Origin of the sequence: Bacillus sp. TH17 (genome assembly GCF_016651125.1) — a bacterium.
Lineage (GTDB): Bacteria > Bacillota > Bacilli > Bacillales > Bacillaceae_G > Bacillus_A > Bacillus_A mycoides.
The window spans coordinates 4,010,262-4,029,507 of the sequence record NZ_JAEKEN010000001.1; the positions used below are offsets into that span (position 1 = coordinate 4,010,262).

Below are 19,246 nucleotides of genomic sequence, written 5' to 3' on the forward strand. Positions count from 1 at the left end.
CAGTCACTTTATTATACAAAAGGAAATTGAAATATTCAAAAATTAAATTAGTATCCTTGTGTTTGACGCTGATGATTTACTTCATTTTTATCTAAATATGCTTTTTCAATTTCATCTTGTTCAAATTCAAGCGCTTGTCCAAGGCGAAGATAGCTTGTAAATAGTTCAATATAGTTCGTAATAGAAGGTTGATCTGTAAAACGAATTACTTTCGCATATGTGTCTAAGAAAATTTCCACTTGTGTTTTATTCGTTTGCGCACATTTATAGAATAAGAAGTTTTTATCAATTCCTAAATCGATTCCGATTGATAAAATAAAATGTAAACCATCTACGTATTCTTCTAATATTACTTCACGTTCTGAAGCTGGTTTATTGCTCCAATATTTAAAACAACGTGTTTCATTTGCAAGTTCTCCAATTTCTACAAGAAGAGCTAACATTTTTTCTTTTAACAATTTTTTCGGTTGTAAGTCATGTTCTTTCACAATACGGTCATCTAATTCTTTTTGTAATTTAAATAGTTGTAGTAAGTCCATTCTATTGTCCTCCTCCAACATCGCATTTTCCGCAACAATGTTGTTTCATCTCAAAGTTCATTATTATTTTTCGTTTCTTATTAACAAGTCAGCTACCTACATCTTTATAAAGATAGCTTGTCCTTAATTTGCAAATACGTTTCAATCATCACTCATATATTGTTCACTTGATGAAAGTTCCATATCATCTTTCCATTATAGCAGTGTCGTTTCTGCTAGGAAAGATGCACTTCTCACGAATGAGTTCAAATAAAAAAAGTCAGGAGGATTCTCCTGACTTTATATATATATTCTTTTATATCGCTATAGCTTTTATATTGATTTTGTCATATCGATAACGACACATCCGTTAATCTTTCCTACTTTCATGTAAAAGTCTCCTCGTTATCGTTACAAAAATTCTTACAAGCACATCTTAATATACTTGAGCAAGAAATAACGATAATAAGTGGAGGATTTTACAATAAATGCAAACAAAAAAACCTTAGAAGAAAATCTTCTAAGGTTTTAAACAATTAGTTAATGTTGTTTTTTGCAACTGTTGCTAATTCAGCGAAAGCTTTTTCGTCATGAACAGCTAAGTCAGCAAGCATCTTGCGGTTAACTTCGATGCCAGCATTTTTTAAACCGTGCATTAAGCGGCTGTAAGAAAGACCATTCATACGAGCTGCTGCGTTGATACGTGTAATCCATAATTTACGGAAGTCACGTTTCTTTTGACGACGGTCACGGAATGCATACATTAGAGATTTCATAACCTGTTGGTTAGCAACCTTAAATAATGTACTCTTAGAACCGTAGTAACCTTTTGCTAATTTTATAACTTTTTTACGACGTTGACGAGTAACTGTACCACCTTTTACTCTTGGCATAATATTACCTCCTAGTTTGTTCTATATATCAGCCGAACTTATTTTAAGTTGTCAAGCATTTGACGAATGCGTTTGAAGTCACCAGCGCTAACTACACCAGCTTTACGTAGTTTACGTTTAGCTTTTGTAGATTTGTTAGCGAATAAATGGCTTGTGTAAGCGTGAGAACGCTTCAGTTTACCAGATCCAGTCTTTTTGAAACGCTTTGCAGCGCCGCGATGAGTTTTTTGTTTAGGCATAGGTATTTCCTCCTCTATCTATTACTTATCGTTTTTCGGTGCTAAAACTAAGAACATACTACGTCCTTCCATTTTAGGCTTAGATTCAATTGTACTAACTTCAGCACAAGCTTCTGAGAAGCGATCTAAAACACGTTGACCGATTTCTTTATGAGTAATGGCACGTCCTTTAAAGCGAATTGACGCTTTAACCTTGTCGCCTTTCTCTAAAAACTTGACAGCATTACGAAGTTTTGTGTTAAAGTCATGTTCATCAATTGTTGGACTTAAACGAACTTCTTTCATGCTAATTACTTTTTGATTTTTGCGCTGTTCTTTTTCTTTCTTCTGTTGCTCAAAGCGGAATTTACCGTAGTCCATAATGCGGCATACTGGTGGTTTCGCATTTGGAGCAACCAATACTAAATCAAGATTAAGACCTGCAGCTAAGTCTAAAGCGTCATTACGAGACTTGATTCCAAGTTGATCGCCGTTTGCGCCAACTAAGCGTACTTCACGTGCACGAATTTGCTCGTTAATCATCATATCCTTGCTAATAGTAAGCCACCTCCAAGGTTTTCTTAGAATACGTTTTGCAATTGTAGAACCCGAACAAAAAAAGTGCGGGCACACGGCACCCACACTTGTAATATCTTTAGTAAGAAATACATTTACCTGCTAACTGCGAATGCGTCCATCAGGTGAGAAGCGGGTGCTTCTACTTGTCAAAACCATATTCTATTATCCTTGATGAGTTTATCATAGGACATGACGTCTGTCAAGAAGACGCGATGTGTTTTACTAACAACAAGAAATATTGTAACAAACAACCAGCATACTTGCAATACTTTTTTATGATAAGTATTGTTTGGTTATTTTTTCTAAATTTTCTTTTTTATAATACATAAAAAAGCCGCGGTATACCGCGGCTCTTTCTTATCGTTTTCCTTCTACCTTAATCATTTCAACAAACGCATCTAATGCGATTGTTTCTGATTTTTGTTCACCATATTTACGTACGTTAACGCCATTTTCAGTAACTTCATTGTCACCTACTACAAGCATGTACGGAATCTTTTGCATTTGTGCTTCACGGATTTTGTAACCAATTTTCTCTTCACGAGTGTCTAATTCAACACGGATACCAGCACGTCGTAATTCATCTTGTACTTTCTTCGCATAGTCTAAATGTACTTGCGGAGAAACTGGAATTACTTGCGCCTGAACTGGAGCTAACCAAGTTGGGAATGCGCCTTTGTATTCTTCAATTAAGAAGGCTACGAAACGTTCCATAGTTGATACAACACCACGGTGAATTACAACTGGACGATGTTGTTTACCGTCTTCACCAACGTAAGTTAATTCAAAGCGTTCTGGAAGTAAGAAGTCTAATTGTACAGTTGAAAGTGTTTCGTCTTTTCCAAGAGCAGTACGAACTTGAACGTCAAGTTTCGGACCATAGAACGCCGCTTCACCTTCAGCTTCATAGTAATCAAGACCCATTTCATCCATAGCTTCTTTTAACATACCTTGTGCTTTTTCCCACATCTCATCATCAGCATAATACTTTTTAGTATCTGCTGGGTCACGATAAGATAGACGGAATGAATAGTTTTCTAAACCAAAATCTTTGTACACTTCTAACGTTAAGTTTACAACACGTTTTAATTCTTCTTTAATTTGATCTGGACGAACGAAAATGTGCGCATCATTTAAAGTCATTCCGCGTACACGTTGTAATCCAGATAATGCTCCAGACATTTCATAGCGGTGCATTGTTCCAAGTTCCGCAATACGGATTGGTAATTCACGGTAGCTGTGAATATCATTTTTATAAACCATCATATGGTGAGGGCAGTTCATTGGACGAAGAACTAACTCTTCATTATCCATTTCCATTGATGGGAACATGCCATCACGGTAATGGTTCCAGTGACCAGAAGTTTCATAAAGCTCTCTACTTCCTAATACTGGAGTGTATACGTGATCATAGCCTAAGCTTGCTTCTTTATCAACGATGTAACGCTCGATAATACGGCGAATTGTTGCACCTTTTGGTAACCAAAGTGGTAAACCTTGTCCTACTTTTTGGCTATTAGTAAATAGTTTTAACTCTTTACCTAATTTACGGTGATCGCGCTCTTTCGCTTCTTCAAGCATACGTAAGTGCTCATCTAATTCTGCTTTCTTAACGAATCCAGTACCGTAAATACGTTGTAACATTTTATTATTGCTATCGCCGCGCCAGTAAGCACCAGCAACACTTAATAATTTAAACACTTTAATCTTCCCTGTAGATGGAAGGTGAACACCACGGCAAAGGTCGAAGAATTCGCCTTGCTCATAGATTGAAATAACTGCATCTTCTGGAAGATCGTTAATTAAATCTAATTTTAACTCATCGCCGATTTCTTCAAAGCGACGAAGTGCTTCTGCACGCGGTACTTCATGACGAACGATTTCTAAGTTTTCGTTCACGATTTTTTGCATTTCTTTTTCGATTTTCTTGAAGTCTTCAACTGTAATTGCTTCTTCCATATCAATATCGTAGTAGAAGCCATTTTCAATTACTGGACCAATGCCAAGCTCAAGCTTAACATCTTTATATAAACGTTTTAACGCTTGTGCTAAAAGGTGAGCTGTTGAGTGGCGTAAAATATATAAGCCATCTTCAGAATCTAATGTAATAATAGAAACTGCACCATCTTCTTCGATTGGTGTAACAAGATCGATCATCTCATCGTTTAATTTTCCAGCCACAGCTTTTTTCTTTAAGCCTGGGCTAATAGAAGCTGCGATTTCTTCAGTTGTTACTCCTTTTGGAAACTCCTTCACAGCTCCATCAGGGAAAGTAATTTTAACTACATCTGCCATCACTGGTCACTCCTCTTTTTTTTCAAAATAAAAAACACTCATCCCATAAAAAGGGACGAGTGTTGAATTCGTGGTTCCACCCTTGTTCCAATTAACCTTATTGTTAATTGCTCAAGTTCAACATAACGGTGTTGTCCGTTAGCAATTACTAGAAAAACGTTCACTGCTAAAGTTTAGAGGTGGTAAGTAATAATCCCGTACTAGGAAGCTCGCACCCTAAGGCTTCCCTCTCTGAAAATCGTAGAAAACTACCCATGTCCTCATCATGACATTTCAATATATTTCATTTATGTAGGTAATTATATGCTCAAAAACTTAGAAAATCAAGGGCGTTACCTTTATTTTTTAAATTTTTCACATTGCGCTCAAACTCATGCAAACCATGTAATTGGACCCGTTCCTGAAATACATTTCGCAAAGTAACAATCATGTTATGATCTTGTTCTTTCGTATATAAATAAATCTTTTTCGGTGAAATAGAAAGAAGTGGTGCAATTACTTTCGTATCGATATATACATCCTGTTTCTTTAATAATTCTTCATCTATATATTGAACCAATTTCTCCTGTTTTAAACGCCTACCTTTACCATCATAGAAAATAAAACTTTCATCAAAAATAAGATGTACACAGGACAAACGTGATTTCCGGCTACTTACTTGTTGGCGAAGTGTCTCAATGAATATTTGGTATTCCTGCTCCATCTTATACTCATCAATTGCAACTTCAGCAAGCTTAGTTACCATTTCCCTATATGTACGAAGACGAAAACGAACGTATGATGAAAACGAGAATGAGAGCGGATCACAAAGCCAATCATTCAAAGACGACGCAATATAAGATTCAAATTTTTGACGTGTTAAATCACTAGCTGCTCCTTTTCTTCTTTCCTTTAAAATCTCATGTGCCATATGCAATATTTGATGACACTCTTCTTGTTCTTCATAAAAAAACTTTTCCTTTAAAATGGTATGAATCCATTCATTTTGTTTCACATTCATAATGAAATATAGTAATACTGGCAATAAAATCTTTTCAATATAATTTGATTCACATAATGGTATATGAATAACAACCTTTTGTTCGTTTAAATATACACTTGTTTCCTTATATAAGGATTCTGTTCTTTTCGTTAGTTGTCTGTATACGTACACAGCATCATTTTTTTCTTCGAAGCAAATTTCAATCACTTTTGTCCCCCCTTTTATCCCCGCTCTAAAGGATTGCATCTATACGTTACAAATCCTATAAGAGTCCGATCTATGGAAGTTCACTCTTAGTAGAAACCTATCTCCCATTGTTAGAACATCCACTCGATATGGCTTGCTAATTTTATATATATTAAGGGAGGGAGAAAAAAATGATACAAGCTACTCTGAAAAAATGATTAAAATAAAGTGGAACTTTAATCAGTGGAGGTTTTGTCCATCGTCCACTGATTATTAGCCCGCACCAATCGGGCTTTTACGGGCAGCAGGGCTCCCACCTAACTTCTTTGCTTTACAGCCGAATTTTGAGGTGGGAGTCTTACTGCCCGCCAATAGCGGGATAAAAAAGAGCAAGCTTCTCAGCTCGCTCTTTACTTATTACGACGATTCTTCCCGCCAATTGGGATTGGCTTCGCTAAATATTTAATTCGTTCCATAATACGGGCCGCTTTCATCTCTTCTGCTTCACCGCGCTGTGTATACGTTAAATGATGTTCCAACTGTTTGAAATCAAAGTTAGATGTAAAGAACGTCGGTAAGTTTTCCAACATACGGAATTGCAAGATTGCACCGAGTACATCATCACGTACAAAACTTGACATCGCTTCTGCCCCGATATCATCTAACATTAATACTTGTACACGTTTGACAGCATCAATCTTTCCGCTAATCGAATTATCTTGAATCGAACTTTTGATTTCACGTAAAAATTCAGGGAAGTATACGAGCATCGAACTAATTTTCTTTCGCGCAAGCTCATTTGCAATTGCCCCTAAAAGATACGTTTTCCCTACACCAAATTTACCGTACAAATATAAACCTTGTGCTTTTTTACCTGGTTCGTATGTGTTTAAAAATTCATTCGTTGCACCTATTGCATCAATACGTGCATCTAAATCTGAAGGGTCTAAATTTTCCATAGTTGCCTGCAAAATGTCAACTGGCATATATACACTTTGAACGAGTTTTTCATATTTTTTTCTCTCATCATATGCTACTTTTCTAATACAACGATCGTATTGAATATCAATCATCTTACCTTGAATGACGAGCTTCGGCTCATATCCTTGTAGCATATTTTTACATGACCCTAAATCTGGACAATCCGCACACCCTACACTTTGTCCAATATATTCATATAACTTCACAAGACTTCGTTCAATCATAGAAGTCGTTACTTCACCTTTATGTTCGTCTATAAATTCTTTCACACGAGGGTGCGCCATCACTTCTGCCTTTAAGACTTCATATCTATTTTTAAAGTTTTTATTTTCCATTAATTTCGTAAATGAATTTTGAATATGCTCCATTTTCTCACCTCAAAGAGCGTTCATTTTCTTTTATTAATCACGCTTATATTTTTTCAATACTTCTTCTAATCGTTTCCGTTCATCTTCTAACGTACTTGCATCTTTTTTCGCACTTACGTCATTTTTTACAGGTTCTTTCTCTTCTTCTTTCGACTCTTCTTTAAGCCAATCTGGTACCATTTCTTTTCGCACTGTTTTCTTCGCTGTACGACCTTTTTTCTTCGTCTCAGCCCACTCTTGATATTGACGATTCTCTTCTTTCGCTAGCGCCATCGCCTCGCCTACTGTACCGACCTTTTTTCGCGCCCAATGTCCAGCAATCTTCTCGACATACGTTTTAGCAAGCTTCATATCTGAGCGTAGCATAACGTAATAAATAAGTACATTCACAACCCCTGGCGTTAACTTTTGATTTATCATTACATCCTCAACGATTTGCAAGTCCGCTTTCGTCGCCTCTGCACCGCCTGAAATCTCTTTCAATAGTTGTTTTGGCGAGATTTCCTCTAACTGCTTCATTAGCATCTCTTCTTGCGTAGATGGCTCTTTCTCTTTCATTGTACGAGCAGCATGAGGTTGCACTCTTTCACTTAATACAGGTAACGCTTGACCATTTTCGAATTGATACCAATCGCGTGCTCCCTTCCGAAGCCTTTCGATATCAATTGTTTGCACTTCTGTCACTGCGCCAAGAACGATATTTTGCATCGATAACACATCCACACCGTACACATAAGCGAGTGTAATAACACATTCTCTCACTTGATCTGTAATCGCCTTTTTAGGAACAAGGGCTGATAGTCCGTCTACAAATAAAGAGAAATCAAAGAAATCGTTCCAAACTTTCGGAGCATCCCCATTCTCGTTACTTGGCATACTTGTCGTTTTCGGGATACGCAGTTCTTCTTGCGCATATTCAAACTGACCTGGGTTAAACGAATCAAATATATCGTTGAAGGAGCGCGTAACATTTTCATAAGAAGCAAAATCGAATTCTTCTTCTAAGAAATATTGCTTTACTTGGTTGTATTTTGTCCGACTCAAGCGATTATATAAAAAGATACTTAAAACAATATCATCAAAAAACTGCTTCGGAGATAAAGGTGGTTGCAATTCATATATAAACATCCGAATATCTTTTTCTTTCTTAATATATACATTTAAAAGACCAATCGCTTCTAACTTTACTCGTTCCCCATATATTTCAGGAAGTTGCATTTGCATAGTCACCATAAGGGAGTGATGTGTATTCTCTTTTCCAAACACACGATCTTGCTCTAACTCTCCCCATAGTGTCATGTATAAGCTAAAAGCTCTACTACCTATTAACGGCTGATACAACATCGTTAATACTTTCCGGTCGTAATTATGTAACAACCCTTTCGCACTTACTTTATAACGATCAATCGGCAATAGCTCCATCCATGACTGTTTTTCCATTCTTGCTTTTCCTTTCTCTCATCCAATCTAGCCTACATTTCACTCGTTCTATCTTTATTATATAATTTATTAGCGAAAAAGAGCTATTAGCTTCCGCTTCTAGCTCTCTTATCTCGTTTACTTACAGTATATAAAGAGATTCCTTCTACTCTCTCTCTTTTTGCAGTATATCTTTTAATTCTTCAATAAATACATTTAAATCTTTAAATTGACGATACACAGAAGCAAAACGTACGTAAGCAACATCATCAATATCACGAAGTTCTTCCATAACAATTTCACCAATCATATCACTTTTCACTTCTGATATACCTAAGTTACGAAGTTCACGCTCCACACTTTGTGTTACTTCCTCTAACTGCCTTAAAGATACAGGTCTTTTTTCACACGCTTTAATTAAACCGCGTAAAATTTTCTCTTTATTAAACTCTTCTCGTGTTCCTTCTTTTTTAACAACGATAAGAGGTGATTCTTCTACTCTTTCAAATGTCGTAAAGCGACTTAAACAACTTTCACACTCTCTTCTTCTTCGAATAGAGCGCCCCTCGTCTACCGGACGCGAATCTAACACTCTTGTTCCATTATGAAAACAGGATGGACAACGCAATTCATTCACTCCTTTACACTATAATCTTTATTCTTTCGCTACTCACCTACATGTGAAAATATATATACAATATTATATAACTCATTCTTCTATAATGACCACTCTAAGTTATTACATATCGTGATCCTATTTTATATAAACTAAAAAAGAGGTGCATTATACACCTCTTTACATTTTAAATCAATTATGTTCTTTTTTAAAGAGCTTTTGTTTCTCTCTGCTTAATTTCGAAGCTACCAGTGCCTCGAGGAAGCTCGATGCTCTCACGCGTTTTTGCGTTTAAACCTTCTGCAATATATTCTGCAGCAACATTTGGATCAATACGATCCCCACAAGTATAAACATCAATACTTGCGTAACCGTGCTCCGGAAAGCTATGAATTGTTAAATGTGATTCCGAGATAATTACTACTCCACTTACACCTTGTGGTGCAAATTTATGAAAAGCAACCTCACGTACTTCAGCACCAGCTCTTAGTGCTGCATCCACAAATAATTGTTCAATATACGGCATGTCATTAAGCTTGTCGAAATCGCAATCCCAAAGTTCAGCAATCACGTGACGACCCATCGTATCCATAGTATCCATTCTACAGTTCCCCCTTGTAAATTTATTCTAACTGTTCGAATTGAAAACTAATTTGCAATTTGGCTTGCTCCACTACCACGGGGGAAAGTTAGTCCAGAGAGGTCCTAACCCTTTAAGTAGTGACTACGTACCTCAGCTCTTAAGTTTACGAGTGTTAGTATACTTTGTTTATTTTCATTTTGCAACAACAGTTTTTTCGATTTTCTGTCATATTTTCCTCTTTACTTTTCCCTAAAAAAGATTAATGATTCACGAATACAGTAATCCCAACGTTTCGTGGTATGTCCACTATTTAAAAATATACTTATATAATTTTTTTCCTTTTCAGAAAAAAATAAAAAAGAGGGCAAATTTTCACTTGCCCTCTCTCGTTCACTTAAATATGTTGCACATTTTTTTGTTTCGCTAATTCATCAACAACTAACGTTACAAGATCTACAACACGACGAGAGTAGCCCCACTCGTTATCATACCAAGCAAGTACTTTCACTTTACGATCACCCATTACCATTGTAGACAAACCATCAATAATAGCTGAGTGTGTATTTGTATTAAAATCGATAGACACTAAAGGCTCTTCGCTGAATTCTACAATTCCTTTTAATGCACCGTTTGCAACAGTTTTGAATGCTTCATTAATATCTTCAACTGTTACATCACGTTTTACGTCTACTACTAAATCAACAAGAGACACGTTTGGTGTTGGTACACGAAGTGCCATACCATGAAGTTTTCCCTTTAAGTGTGGAAGAACTTTTGCTAGCGCTTTTGCAGCACCCGTCGTTGTTGGAATGATAGACTGTCCGCAAGCACGCGCTCTTCTTAAATCTTTATGTGGGTTATCAATATTTTTTTGGTCATTTGTATAAGCATGAACAGTTGTCATTAAACCGTTTTCAATTCCGAACTGCTCATCTAACACCTTTACAACAGGCGCTAAACAGTTTGTTGTACAAGATGCATTTGAAATAACAGTATGCTTTGTAATATCTAATTGGTCTTCGTTCACACCAACTACGATTGTTACATCTTCATTTTTACCAGGTGCTGTTAAAATAACTTTTTTCGCTCCAGCTTCAACATGAAGAATTGCTTTTTCTTTCGAGTTAAATTTACCAGTTGCTTCAATTACAACTTCAACACCTAGATCTTTCCAAGGCAACTCCTTTGGATCGCGGTTGTTTAAAAGGCGAATCATTTTCCCATCAACTAGTAAGTGATCTTCAAATGCTTCCACTGTTCCGTCAAACTTTCCATGAACTGTATCATATTTAATTAAATGCGCTAACGTTTCTGATGGATAGCTTGCATTTATTGCTACAATTTTGAATGCGCTTTCTTTTATTGCTTGACGAAATACCATTCTCCCGATACGTCCAAATCCATTAATTGCCACACGAGTCATAATATGTTATCCCCCTTGAATGCGTTATACTATTTATCTCCAATCCCAATAATAGTATAACACAAAAAGGAGATATGTCACTAAGCATTTTCATTAATTTCACAATTTTTTAATCAATAATGTTCCATTCTTTCAAAATAGAGGCTAATTGTGTTTTCGTTCCAGTAATTGTGCCATCATTATAAATTACTTCATCTGCCTTCTTTACTTTTTCTTCTAATGGCATTTGAGATTGAATACGAGCCGTTGCTTCTTCTTCTGAAAAGTTATTTCGTTTCATTAAACGTTCCAATTGCGTATTCGGTGTGACTGCTACAACTAAAACACGATCAACGAGATTTGTTAATTTACTTTCAAACAAAAGAGGGATATCTAACACAACCGCTTGCATACTTTCTTTTATGTACATCTCCTTTTGTGCATTCATTTCTTCACGCACTGCAGGATGAACAATTTCGTTTAACTGCAATCGTTTTTCTTCATTATAAAAAACGACACTCCCAAGCTTTGGTCGATCAAGCTCTCCATCTTTTTGTAACACTTCCGTTCCGAACACCTCTACAATTTTGTTATATGCCGGTTTTCCTCGTTCTACAACTTCTCGCGCAATAATATCTGCATCAATAACCGGTATACTCATTTCACGAAACATTTCTGATACCGTACTTTTTCCGCTTGCAATGCCTCCTGTTAATCCAATTACTACTGTCATAATAATCCTCCTCACAATATTAAAGGCGCGAAACTAATGTTCCACGCCCATACTTACATTTTCCAAATTCCAATAATAATGAGTAATACCCCAGGCAGGAATGTAAATTTTTGTAACCATTTCATATTTGATAAAATCGTACCGAGCTTCATTCCAATAAATAAAAATAAAGAACTCATAACCGCGACTAATACCGCCATCATCGCGGGTGCATAACCTAATAAAGATGCACCAATTCCAGCACCAAACGAATCTATAGAAAGAGCGATACCGAGAAGTAGCGCTTCTCCTGCAGAGATAGTTCCTGATTTATCAAAATCTGCAACAGTCGGCTTCCGCAAAATTTGAATCACTAACCCTAGCGAAGCAATTTCTAGTTTCCAAACCTTCTCCTCTTGCTTCGGTTCTTCTTTTTTATCACTTCGAAAAAATTGATATAATACCCAAATACCTATTCCAATAAGAACAAATCCGCCGATACGCGTTGCGATAACAGGTGAAAATATTTTCGCGATCATATGTCCAATTCCCATGGAAACGAGCATTACAGCCGCTGAACAAATCCCGATAATTATAATTGATCTTAGTGGAATTCTTACGCTCCTTAACCCGTATGTTAGCCCTACACTACAGCTATCTAAGCTTAATGTAAAAGCTAATAAAATAAGAGATAAATAAAGGTACATCGGTAAGCTCCTCCCTTATACATAGCTCTGCTCTATGTATATGACAAATGCCTATCCGATGTTATCCCTTTTCTATATTCTAGGTTGGCAAATTGGGCAGTAATGTGTTCCCCTTCCGCCAACAACTGTTTTTTCTAATAGCGTACCGCAAGTCACACACGGTTCTCCTTTTTTCCCATATACATTTAGAAGTTCCTGGAACGAACCAATTTGTCCTTGTGAATTAATATACGTTCTAATTGTACTTCCGCCTCGCTTAACAGCTTCGCCCAGCGTTGTAACAATCGCCTCGTAAATTCTTTCTATTTCTTCTTCTGTTAAAGATGCAGCTTCTCGTTCCGGGTGAATTTGAGAACGGAATAACACTTCATCTACATATATATTTCCAAGCCCTACTAAAAGACGCTGATCTAATAATACGACTTTTATTTTACGATTTGTTTTTTGCAATCTTTCTTGTAAATACTGCGGTGTCAATTCAGCATCAAATGGCTCCGGGCCTAAGTCAGCAAGAGGCATTTGATTCAACTCTTCACCTTTCTTAAAGAGATGCATCGTACCAAACTTTCTCACATCTTTATAATGTAATTCAGTTCCATCTGTAAATAAGAAACGGACGTGCGTATGTTTATCAATCGGCTCATCCTCTTGATGAAGTAAAAACTTACCTTCCATGCGCAAATGTGAAACAATTACATAGTTCGTTACATACAAAAGCAAAAACTTACCTCTTCGCTTTATATTTTCAATTGTCTCGCCTCTTAGCATTTCTTTAAAAATTTCTGCATCATCCGGTCGTTTTACTATTTTGGGATAAGTAATAACGACATCTTCAATCGTTTTTCCTGTTACAAGATTTTCAAGCGTCCGTCTAACATTTTCAACCTCTGGTAATTCCGGCATTTCATCACGTCCTTATTTCGCGTCGTACCAAGTTGGACCGTAAGAATAATCAACTTTCAATGGAACGACTAGTTCAATTGCATGCTCCATTACTTCAGGTACAAGCTTCTCTAATTTTTCAATTTCTTCTTTTGGTGCTTCAAATATCAATTCATCGTGTACTTGCAGAAGAAGACGCGCTTGTAATCCTTCTTCTTCTAGACGATCTGCCATAATAATCATCGCTTTTTTAATAATATCAGCCGCACTACCTTGAATTGGTGTATTCATAGCTGTACGCTCAGCAAAGCTACGTAAATTGAAATTACGACTCGTAATTTCCGGAATATAACGGCGACGATTTAATAATGTAACCACATATCCTTTTTGTTTCGCATCTTTTACGATTTCATCCATGTATTCTTGTACACCAGGGAAACTTTCTAAATACTTTTCAATAAATTCCGCTGCTGCTTTTCTTGTAATTCCTAAGTTTTGCGAAAGACCATAATCACTAATACCATACACAATTCCGAAGTTAACAGCTTTTGCTTGTCGTCTCATGTTAGATGTTACTTCATCTTTCCCAACACCAAATACATCCATAGCTGTTTTCGTATGAATATCCATGTCATGTTGGAACGCTTCAACTAACCCTGGATCTTTTGCAATGTGAGCAAGCACACGAAGTTCGATTTGTGAATAATCAGCCGCGTACATGATCCATCCTTCTTCTGATGGAACGAATGCCTGACGAATCTTTCTTCCTTCTTCTAAGCGAATCGGGATATTTTGTAAGTTCGGATCTGTTGAACTTAATCGACCTGTTTGCGTTAACACTTGATTAAAACGAGTATGGATTTTAGATGAATCTTCATGTACAACTTTCAATAAACCTTCAATGTAAGTTGAATTTAGCTTTCCTAATTGACGGTAATGTAAAATATTCGGAATAATTTCATGACGATCCATAAGTTTATCTAATACATCCGCCGACGTAGAATAACCTGTTTTCGTCTTTTTAATAACTGGTAAGTTTAAATTCTCAAACAGAATAACCCCAAGTTGCTTCGGTGAATTAATATTAAATTCTGTTCCCGCAAGCTTATAAATTTCCTTTTCCATTTCCTTTAATCTACCTGCAAGTTCTTCTCCCATATTACGAAGACGCTCCGTATCAACTTTTACACCTTTCACTTCCATATCAGCTAATACACGTGCAAGTGGTAATTCTAATTCCGTAAATAATTCATATTGCTCGTTCTTTTTTAATTCTTCTAAGAACGTTTGCTTTACATCATATAATACATGCACTTTACGAGCTACATGCTCCGCTACTACCTCTAGCTCCGGAACAGCACGCTTCGCACCTTTCCCGTAAACTTCTTCGTCAGATTTTACGGCATGCGTTTCTTTCATTTTCGCTACAGTACGGAAATCTTTATCTGTATCGGCTGGATCAAGTAAATAAGCGGCAATTAATAAATCAAAGTCAATCCCTTGAATATCTACACCTTTCCACTTGAGAGCAACGATAGCACGCTTCGCATCAAATGTATGTTTTCTCATTTCTCCATTTGCAAGCCACTCTTTAAAAGCATCCGATTTAAGAGCAACATCGGCCGGAATGAAGTAACAACCATTTTCATTTTGAATACCAAAACCTTGAATATCGGCTTTATGATAATTATCTTCTTGCACTTCAACAATAAGCGCACTATCTTGCTGAAGCATTTCTTCTGCAACTTCTTCTACAATATCAAATGTAATATCATCTAATTCAGCTGGAGCCGTTTCCTCCGGCGGAACACCTAACTTATTTAAAAGGGATGTAAACCCTAAATTCTCGAACATTGGAATCAAATCGCTTGGTTCATACCCTTTATATTCCATATCATCTACATGCACAGTAATCGGTGCATCTGTAATAATAGTCGCAAGTTCTTTACTCATAAGAGCTTGTTCTTTATTTGCTTCTAACTTTTCTTTTAATTTCTTTCCACTCACTTGATCTAAGTTTTCATATACTGCTTCTACTGTTTCAAATTGCGTTAATAATTTAATGGCTGTCTTCTCACCAACACCTGGTACACCTGGAATGTTATCCGATTGGTCTCCCATTAAACCTTTCATATCGATAATTTGCTTTGGTGATAAGCTATATTTCTCAAATAAAGCTTCTTTCGTATATTCATCTACTTCCGTAATCCCTTTGCGAGGAATACATACGAGTGTATTATCTGAAACAAGTTGCAGTAAATCTTTATCTCCTGAAATAACTTTAACATGAAACCCTTGCTCACTCGCTTCTTTCGCTAACGTTCCCATAATGTCATCCGCTTCATAATTTTCCAGCTCATAACGCGGTACATTGAATGCATCAAGCACCTCACGAATAAACGGGAATTGCTCTGATAACTCAGGTGGAGTCTTTTGACGCCCTCCCTTGTAATCACTATACGTTTTATGACGGAATGTTGTTTTCCCCGCATCAAACGCCACAAGCATATGCGTCGGTTTTTCTTCCTCTAGTATCCTCATTAACATCATTGTAAAACCATAAATTGCGTTCGTATGTATACCTTTGTCGTTATTTAAAAGCGGTAGTGCAAAGAAAGCACGATACGCGATATTATTACCATCTACTAATACGACTTTTTTTTCCAAACTACAAACCTCCCCATACATATTTGAAACGATTTTTTCCACAGAAAAAAACCGTTCCTGTCCTCTCTCTATATTAACATGACTAATAGAGAGAAGAAAAATAACGGTTTTTTTCTATCATATATAAACAGACTTACATTGGCATAAAGGGAAGTGACGAGAATAGCATAACTACTCTCGTCCAAAATTACTCCTTGGATGAAGGGGTTTTCATATATTATATTAACAGAGCTTTATTAATATTTAATTAAGCCATTGTTAATATATTGTAAATATCCTTCATCCTATTTTTCAGTAGCTGATTTTGGTAAAACAACTGTAAATGTTGTTCCTTCCCCAACCTCACTATCCACCGTAATCGTACCTTGATGCGCTTCAACTAAATGTTTTACAATCGATAAACCAAGACCCGTTCCACCCGTATTTCTACTTCTTGCTTTATCCACTCGGTAAAAGCGTTCAAAAATACGTGGGATTTCCTCTTTACTAATACCAATTCCAGTATCAGATACTTTTATATAAGCATTATATTTATCTTCTGCCAATTCAACAGAAACAACGCCTCCAGCCGGTGTGTATACAATCGCGTTATTAATTAAATTAATAAAGATTTGTTTCAAGCGGCCTGGATCTCCAATAACGGAAACTCGTTTCAATGCATTCACTTGTAAAGAGATTTCTTTTTCTCCCGCTTTATTATCAAGCACCATATGAATATCTTCAAGAAGTTCCTTCATATCAACGGTCCCCATATTTAGTTTAAACCCTTGTTGCTCGATCTTTGACAAGTCTAATAAATCTTCAATTAATCCTTGCATGCGTTCACTTTCTTTTAAAATAATATGTAAGAAATGTTCGCAGAATTTTTTATTATCCATAGCCCCATCCAAGAGCGTTTCTGAAAAACCTTTAATAGAAGTAATTGGCGTCTTTAGTTCATGAGAAACATTCGCTAAAAAGTCTTTTCTCATTTGTTCTAATTTCTTTAACTCTGTTATGTCATGGAACACAAGAACAATACCTTTCCATTCATGGTTCGTCCCAATAATTGGCGCTCCATATACTTCGAAATGCTTTCGCTCAATTCCAAGCGGCAATAACATTTGTTTACGCACTTTCACTTCTGTCATAAAGATTTCTTCCACAAGCTCAATAATTTCTGTATGATGAAACGATTCATAATATAAGCGATCTAAATATTCTTCATCTGTTACGTGGAAAGTTTCCTTATAAGAACGGTTTACAAGGTTTATATAACCGCGGCTATCAATTAAAATCATTCCACTTCCCATATTTTCAATTAACGTATGCAGACGATCCTGTTGCATTTCCTGCTCAAGAGTCATCTCTTGTAAATTACGAGCTAAAATATTAATCGCTTTACTCAGCATCCCTGTTTCATCCGAATGACTTTCATAAGCGCGTGCTTTATAATTTCCCTTCGCTAATTCAATGGCAACTTTCGTAACCGATTCAATCGGCCTAATATATTGCCCCGTAATTTTCATACCTAAAAATACGACTACGAGACAAGCGATAACAAATCCTATAATTAATAATCCCCACGTTTTTTGATGTACGTCTTTCAATGGCTCAATTGTACTTTTCACCAAAATATATCCTTGTTTTCCTGCTAGATCTTGAACGAACACCGCATGATAAAATTCATTCTTTTGATCTGTTTCTTGCGTAATCACTTTACTTCGTTGTTTTGCTGCTTCAGAAGAAAGTTCTTTAATCATCTCTTGATTAAATGCAGATGGTTGCCCTCCGCTATATTGAACTTTCTTTTTTTCATCAACAAATATAATAGAAGCTGGTATTTTTTCTTCTAACTTTTCAAATACATAAGGCTTTTTTAAAACAGCATCAAACCCTTGCTCTTCTGCTAATACCGCAACATACTGTGTCTCTTTTATCATTCTCTCTTTAGCATGATCTATATAGTAGTTTTCAAATACAGTTTCTAATAATACACCTAGTCCAACTAAAATAAAAACGATAAGAGAAACAAATGTAAAAAGAAGCCTGGAACGAAACTTATTCATCCACTTTTGGCTCCTCTAATTTATAACCTAAACCACGTATCGTTTTAATGTACGTCGGTTTTTTCGTATTTTGTTCAATTTTATCGCGCAAATGGCTAATATGGACATCAACAATTCTTGTATCACCGGCAAAATCATAATTCCATACAGCACTTAATAATTGGTCACGAGTTAATACACGACTTTTATTTTTCGCAAGATAAACAAGTAACTCAAATTCTTTCGGTGTTAATTCCAGTTTCCTTCCTTGGAAGTACGCTTCATAAAACTCCGGTAAAATTTTAAGCTCTCCAATTTTGATGCTCTCTTCATCTGGCGATTCTGAAACTTGTTCTTCCTGCTGTAATTTCGTACGGCGCAAAATCGCCTTCACACGAGCAACAACTTCCCTTGGACTAAATGGCTTCGTCATATAATCATCAGCCCCAAGCTCAAGACCTAGCACCTTATCAAATTCATCATCTTTTGCTGTTAACATTAAAATCGGCGTCATAATACGCTGCAATCGTAATTCTTTACAAACTTCCATACCATCCATTTTTGGAAGCATTAAATCTAATATAATTAAATCTGGGCGTTCTGTAGTCGCTTTTTGAAGCGCCATTTCTCCATCCATTGCTGTAATAACTTCAAACCCAGCTTGTTGTAAATTAAATTCAATTAAAGTTAAGATAAATTCCTCATCATCAACTACTAAAATACGATTGTTCATTCTTTTCCTCCAAGTTATAGACTTGAAACCTTCTTCATCCTAGTATTTTCCCCGTTATTCTCATCATACTAGAAAACAAGGTCTCCCTCAATATAATTGTCTATTCATGGAGCTCGTTTGTACTAGAGTTTCGGAAAATAAAAGCAATCGTAACTTCATTCCCTCTATCCGGTCGCTATCCAAACTTTATAGATGAATCTATCTTTTTTAAACTCTTTTTCCGTATGAACTATAAACTCTCGATTTTGCGCTAGGAAAAACGAAAGAGCATACGCTATTTTATAATCTGTTGTTTCATATCCATCAAATACTTTCCCATACATTTCATTCGCGATTGAATCGGCCCATACTTCAGCTTCTCTTATCGTTTCAAAAATAATGTCTTCCCTCTCCCATTTCACAGTTATATCACCCTTTCCAAACAAAAAGTAGCGCTAGCATACCCTTAATAAGAATATGACTAACGCTACTTTTATAT

18 protein-coding genes and 2 other annotated features are annotated in these 19,246 nt (G+C 36.2%); all 18 genes read right to left on the reverse strand.

Annotated features, from left to right (window positions below):
- Positions 1-47: 47 nt before the first annotated feature.
- The 18 genes from JFT95_RS20525 to JFT95_RS20610 all read right to left on the reverse strand — a co-directional run bounded on the left by JFT95_RS20525 (position 48) and on the right by JFT95_RS20610 (position 19,169).
- On the reverse strand, positions 48-539 hold the full coding sequence (locus JFT95_RS20525) for a dUTP diphosphatase (protein WP_002015469.1): 492 nt from the start codon (positions 537-539) through the stop codon (positions 48-50).
- Positions 540-1,054: 515 nt separating this feature from the next.
- A complete protein-coding gene (gene rplT, locus JFT95_RS20530; RefSeq protein WP_001138364.1) occupies positions 1,055-1,411 on the reverse strand; it encodes a 50S ribosomal protein L20 in 357 nt (118 codons plus the stop codon).
- A gap of 38 nt (positions 1,412-1,449) precedes the next feature.
- A complete protein-coding gene (gene rpmI, locus JFT95_RS20535) occupies positions 1,450-1,650 on the reverse strand; it encodes a 50S ribosomal protein L35 (protein WP_001125945.1) in 201 nt (66 codons plus the stop codon).
- A gap of 21 nt (positions 1,651-1,671) precedes the next feature.
- On the reverse strand, positions 1,672-2,175 hold the full coding sequence (gene infC, locus JFT95_RS20540; RefSeq protein ID WP_002015470.1) for a translation initiation factor IF-3: 504 nt from the start codon (positions 2,173-2,175) through the stop codon (positions 1,672-1,674).
- Between the two features lie 63 nt (positions 2,176-2,238).
- Positions 2,239-2,359: a sequence feature (ribosomal protein L20 leader region), on the reverse strand.
- Between the two features lie 206 nt (positions 2,360-2,565).
- The gene (gene thrS / locus JFT95_RS20545) at positions 2,566-4,503 is read right to left on the reverse strand and encodes a threonine--tRNA ligase (protein WP_201053125.1); all 1,938 of its coding nucleotides are present in this window, start codon (positions 4,501-4,503) and stop codon (positions 2,566-2,568) included.
- Between the two features lie 48 nt (positions 4,504-4,551).
- Positions 4,552-4,779: a binding site (T-box leader), on the reverse strand.
- 31 nt (positions 4,780-4,810) lie between these two features.
- Positions 4,811-5,692, reverse strand: a complete 882-nt coding sequence (gene ytxC / locus JFT95_RS20550) for a putative sporulation protein YtxC (RefSeq protein WP_201053127.1) — start codon at positions 5,690-5,692, stop codon at positions 4,811-4,813.
- A 389-nt stretch (positions 5,693-6,081) separates the two neighbouring features.
- Entirely contained in the window at positions 6,082-7,020 is a 939-nt protein-coding gene (gene dnaI / locus JFT95_RS20555) for a primosomal protein DnaI (protein ID WP_002015473.1), read from the reverse strand.
- Between the two features lie 33 nt (positions 7,021-7,053).
- Complete coding sequence (locus tag JFT95_RS20560; RefSeq protein ID WP_078175951.1) at positions 7,054-8,460, reverse strand: replication initiation and membrane attachment family protein; 1,407 nt, start codon at positions 8,458-8,460, stop codon at positions 7,054-7,056.
- Between the two features lie 145 nt (positions 8,461-8,605).
- Entirely contained in the window at positions 8,606-9,067 is a 462-nt protein-coding gene (nrdR, locus tag JFT95_RS20565; RefSeq protein ID WP_001203686.1) for a transcriptional regulator NrdR, read from the reverse strand.
- Between the two features lie 196 nt (positions 9,068-9,263).
- Positions 9,264-9,647 (reverse strand): adenosylmethionine decarboxylase, encoded by a 384-nt coding sequence (gene speD, locus JFT95_RS20570; protein ID WP_002003660.1) that lies wholly within the window; start codon positions 9,645-9,647, stop codon positions 9,264-9,266.
- 385 nt (positions 9,648-10,032) lie between these two features.
- Positions 10,033-11,061 (reverse strand): glyceraldehyde-3-phosphate dehydrogenase, encoded by a 1,029-nt coding sequence (locus JFT95_RS20575; RefSeq protein ID WP_201053129.1) that lies wholly within the window; start codon positions 11,059-11,061, stop codon positions 10,033-10,035.
- Positions 11,062-11,170: 109 nt separating this feature from the next.
- Positions 11,171-11,773, reverse strand: coding sequence for a dephospho-CoA kinase (gene coaE / locus JFT95_RS20580; protein WP_002129351.1), 603 nt, complete (start codon positions 11,771-11,773; stop codon positions 11,171-11,173).
- 53 nt (positions 11,774-11,826) lie between these two features.
- Positions 11,827-12,459: a sporulation membrane protein YtaF gene (gene ytaF, locus JFT95_RS20585; RefSeq protein WP_002129352.1), complete on the reverse strand. Its 633-nt coding sequence runs from the start codon at positions 12,457-12,459 to the stop codon at positions 11,827-11,829.
- Positions 12,460-12,531: 72 nt separating this feature from the next.
- A complete protein-coding gene (gene mutM / locus JFT95_RS20590) occupies positions 12,532-13,362 on the reverse strand; it encodes a DNA-formamidopyrimidine glycosylase (protein ID WP_002015480.1) in 831 nt (276 codons plus the stop codon).
- Between the two features lie 12 nt (positions 13,363-13,374).
- Positions 13,375-16,008, reverse strand: coding sequence for a DNA polymerase I (gene polA, locus JFT95_RS20595; protein WP_201053130.1), 2,634 nt, complete (start codon positions 16,006-16,008; stop codon positions 13,375-13,377).
- A 284-nt stretch (positions 16,009-16,292) separates the two neighbouring features.
- Positions 16,293-18,056 (reverse strand): sensory box histidine kinase PhoR, encoded by a 1,764-nt coding sequence (gene phoR, locus JFT95_RS20600; protein ID WP_002167588.1) that lies wholly within the window; start codon positions 18,054-18,056, stop codon positions 16,293-16,295.
- Positions 18,049-18,768 (reverse strand): two-component system response regulator PhoP, encoded by a 720-nt coding sequence (gene phoP, locus JFT95_RS20605; protein WP_002129355.1) that lies wholly within the window; start codon positions 18,766-18,768, stop codon positions 18,049-18,051. Before phoP ends, phoR begins: the two co-directional genes overlap by 8 nt.
- A 164-nt stretch (positions 18,769-18,932) precedes the next feature.
- A complete protein-coding gene (locus tag JFT95_RS20610; RefSeq protein WP_201053133.1) occupies positions 18,933-19,169 on the reverse strand; it encodes a hypothetical protein in 237 nt (78 codons plus the stop codon).
- Positions 19,170-19,246: the final 77 nt, after the last annotated feature.

Bases quoted from the DNA above. Each gene is read 5' to 3' on its own strand.
- JFT95_RS20525 (WP_002015469.1), bottom strand. From the start codon at position 539: ATGGACTTACTACAACTATTTAAATTACAAAAAGAATTAGATGACCGT.
- rplT (WP_001138364.1), bottom strand. From the start codon at position 1,411: ATGCCAAGAGTAAAAGGTGGTACAGTTACTCGTCAACGTCGTAAAAAA.
- rpmI (WP_001125945.1), bottom strand. From the start codon at position 1,650: ATGCCTAAACAAAAAACTCATCGCGGCGCTGCAAAGCGTTTCAAAAAG.
- infC (WP_002015470.1), bottom strand. From the start codon at position 2,175: ATGATGATTAACGAGCAAATTCGTGCACGTGAAGTACGCTTAGTTGGC.
- thrS (WP_201053125.1), bottom strand. From the start codon at position 4,503: ATGGCAGATGTAGTTAAAATTACTTTCCCTGATGGAGCTGTGAAGGAG.
- dnaI (WP_002015473.1), bottom strand. From the start codon at position 7,020: ATGGAGCATATTCAAAATTCATTTACGAAATTAATGGAAAATAAAAAC.
- JFT95_RS20560 (WP_078175951.1), bottom strand. From the start codon at position 8,460: ATGGAAAAACAGTCATGGATGGAGCTATTGCCGATTGATCGTTATAAA.
- speD (WP_002003660.1), bottom strand. From the start codon at position 9,647: ATGGATACGATGGGTCGTCACGTGATTGCTGAACTTTGGGATTGCGAT.
- JFT95_RS20575 (WP_201053129.1), bottom strand. From the start codon at position 11,061: ATGACTCGTGTGGCAATTAATGGATTTGGACGTATCGGGAGAATGGTA.
- coaE (WP_002129351.1), bottom strand. From the start codon at position 11,773: ATGACAGTAGTAATTGGATTAACAGGAGGCATTGCAAGCGGAAAAAGT.
- ytaF (WP_002129352.1), bottom strand. From the start codon at position 12,459: ATGTACCTTTATTTATCTCTTATTTTATTAGCTTTTACATTAAGCTTA.
- mutM (WP_002015480.1), bottom strand. From the start codon at position 13,362: ATGCCGGAATTACCAGAGGTTGAAAATGTTAGACGGACGCTTGAAAAT.
- phoR (WP_002167588.1), bottom strand. From the start codon at position 18,056: ATGAATAAGTTTCGTTCCAGGCTTCTTTTTACATTTGTTTCTCTTATC.
- phoP (WP_002129355.1), bottom strand. From the start codon at position 18,768: ATGAACAATCGTATTTTAGTAGTTGATGATGAGGAATTTATCTTAACT.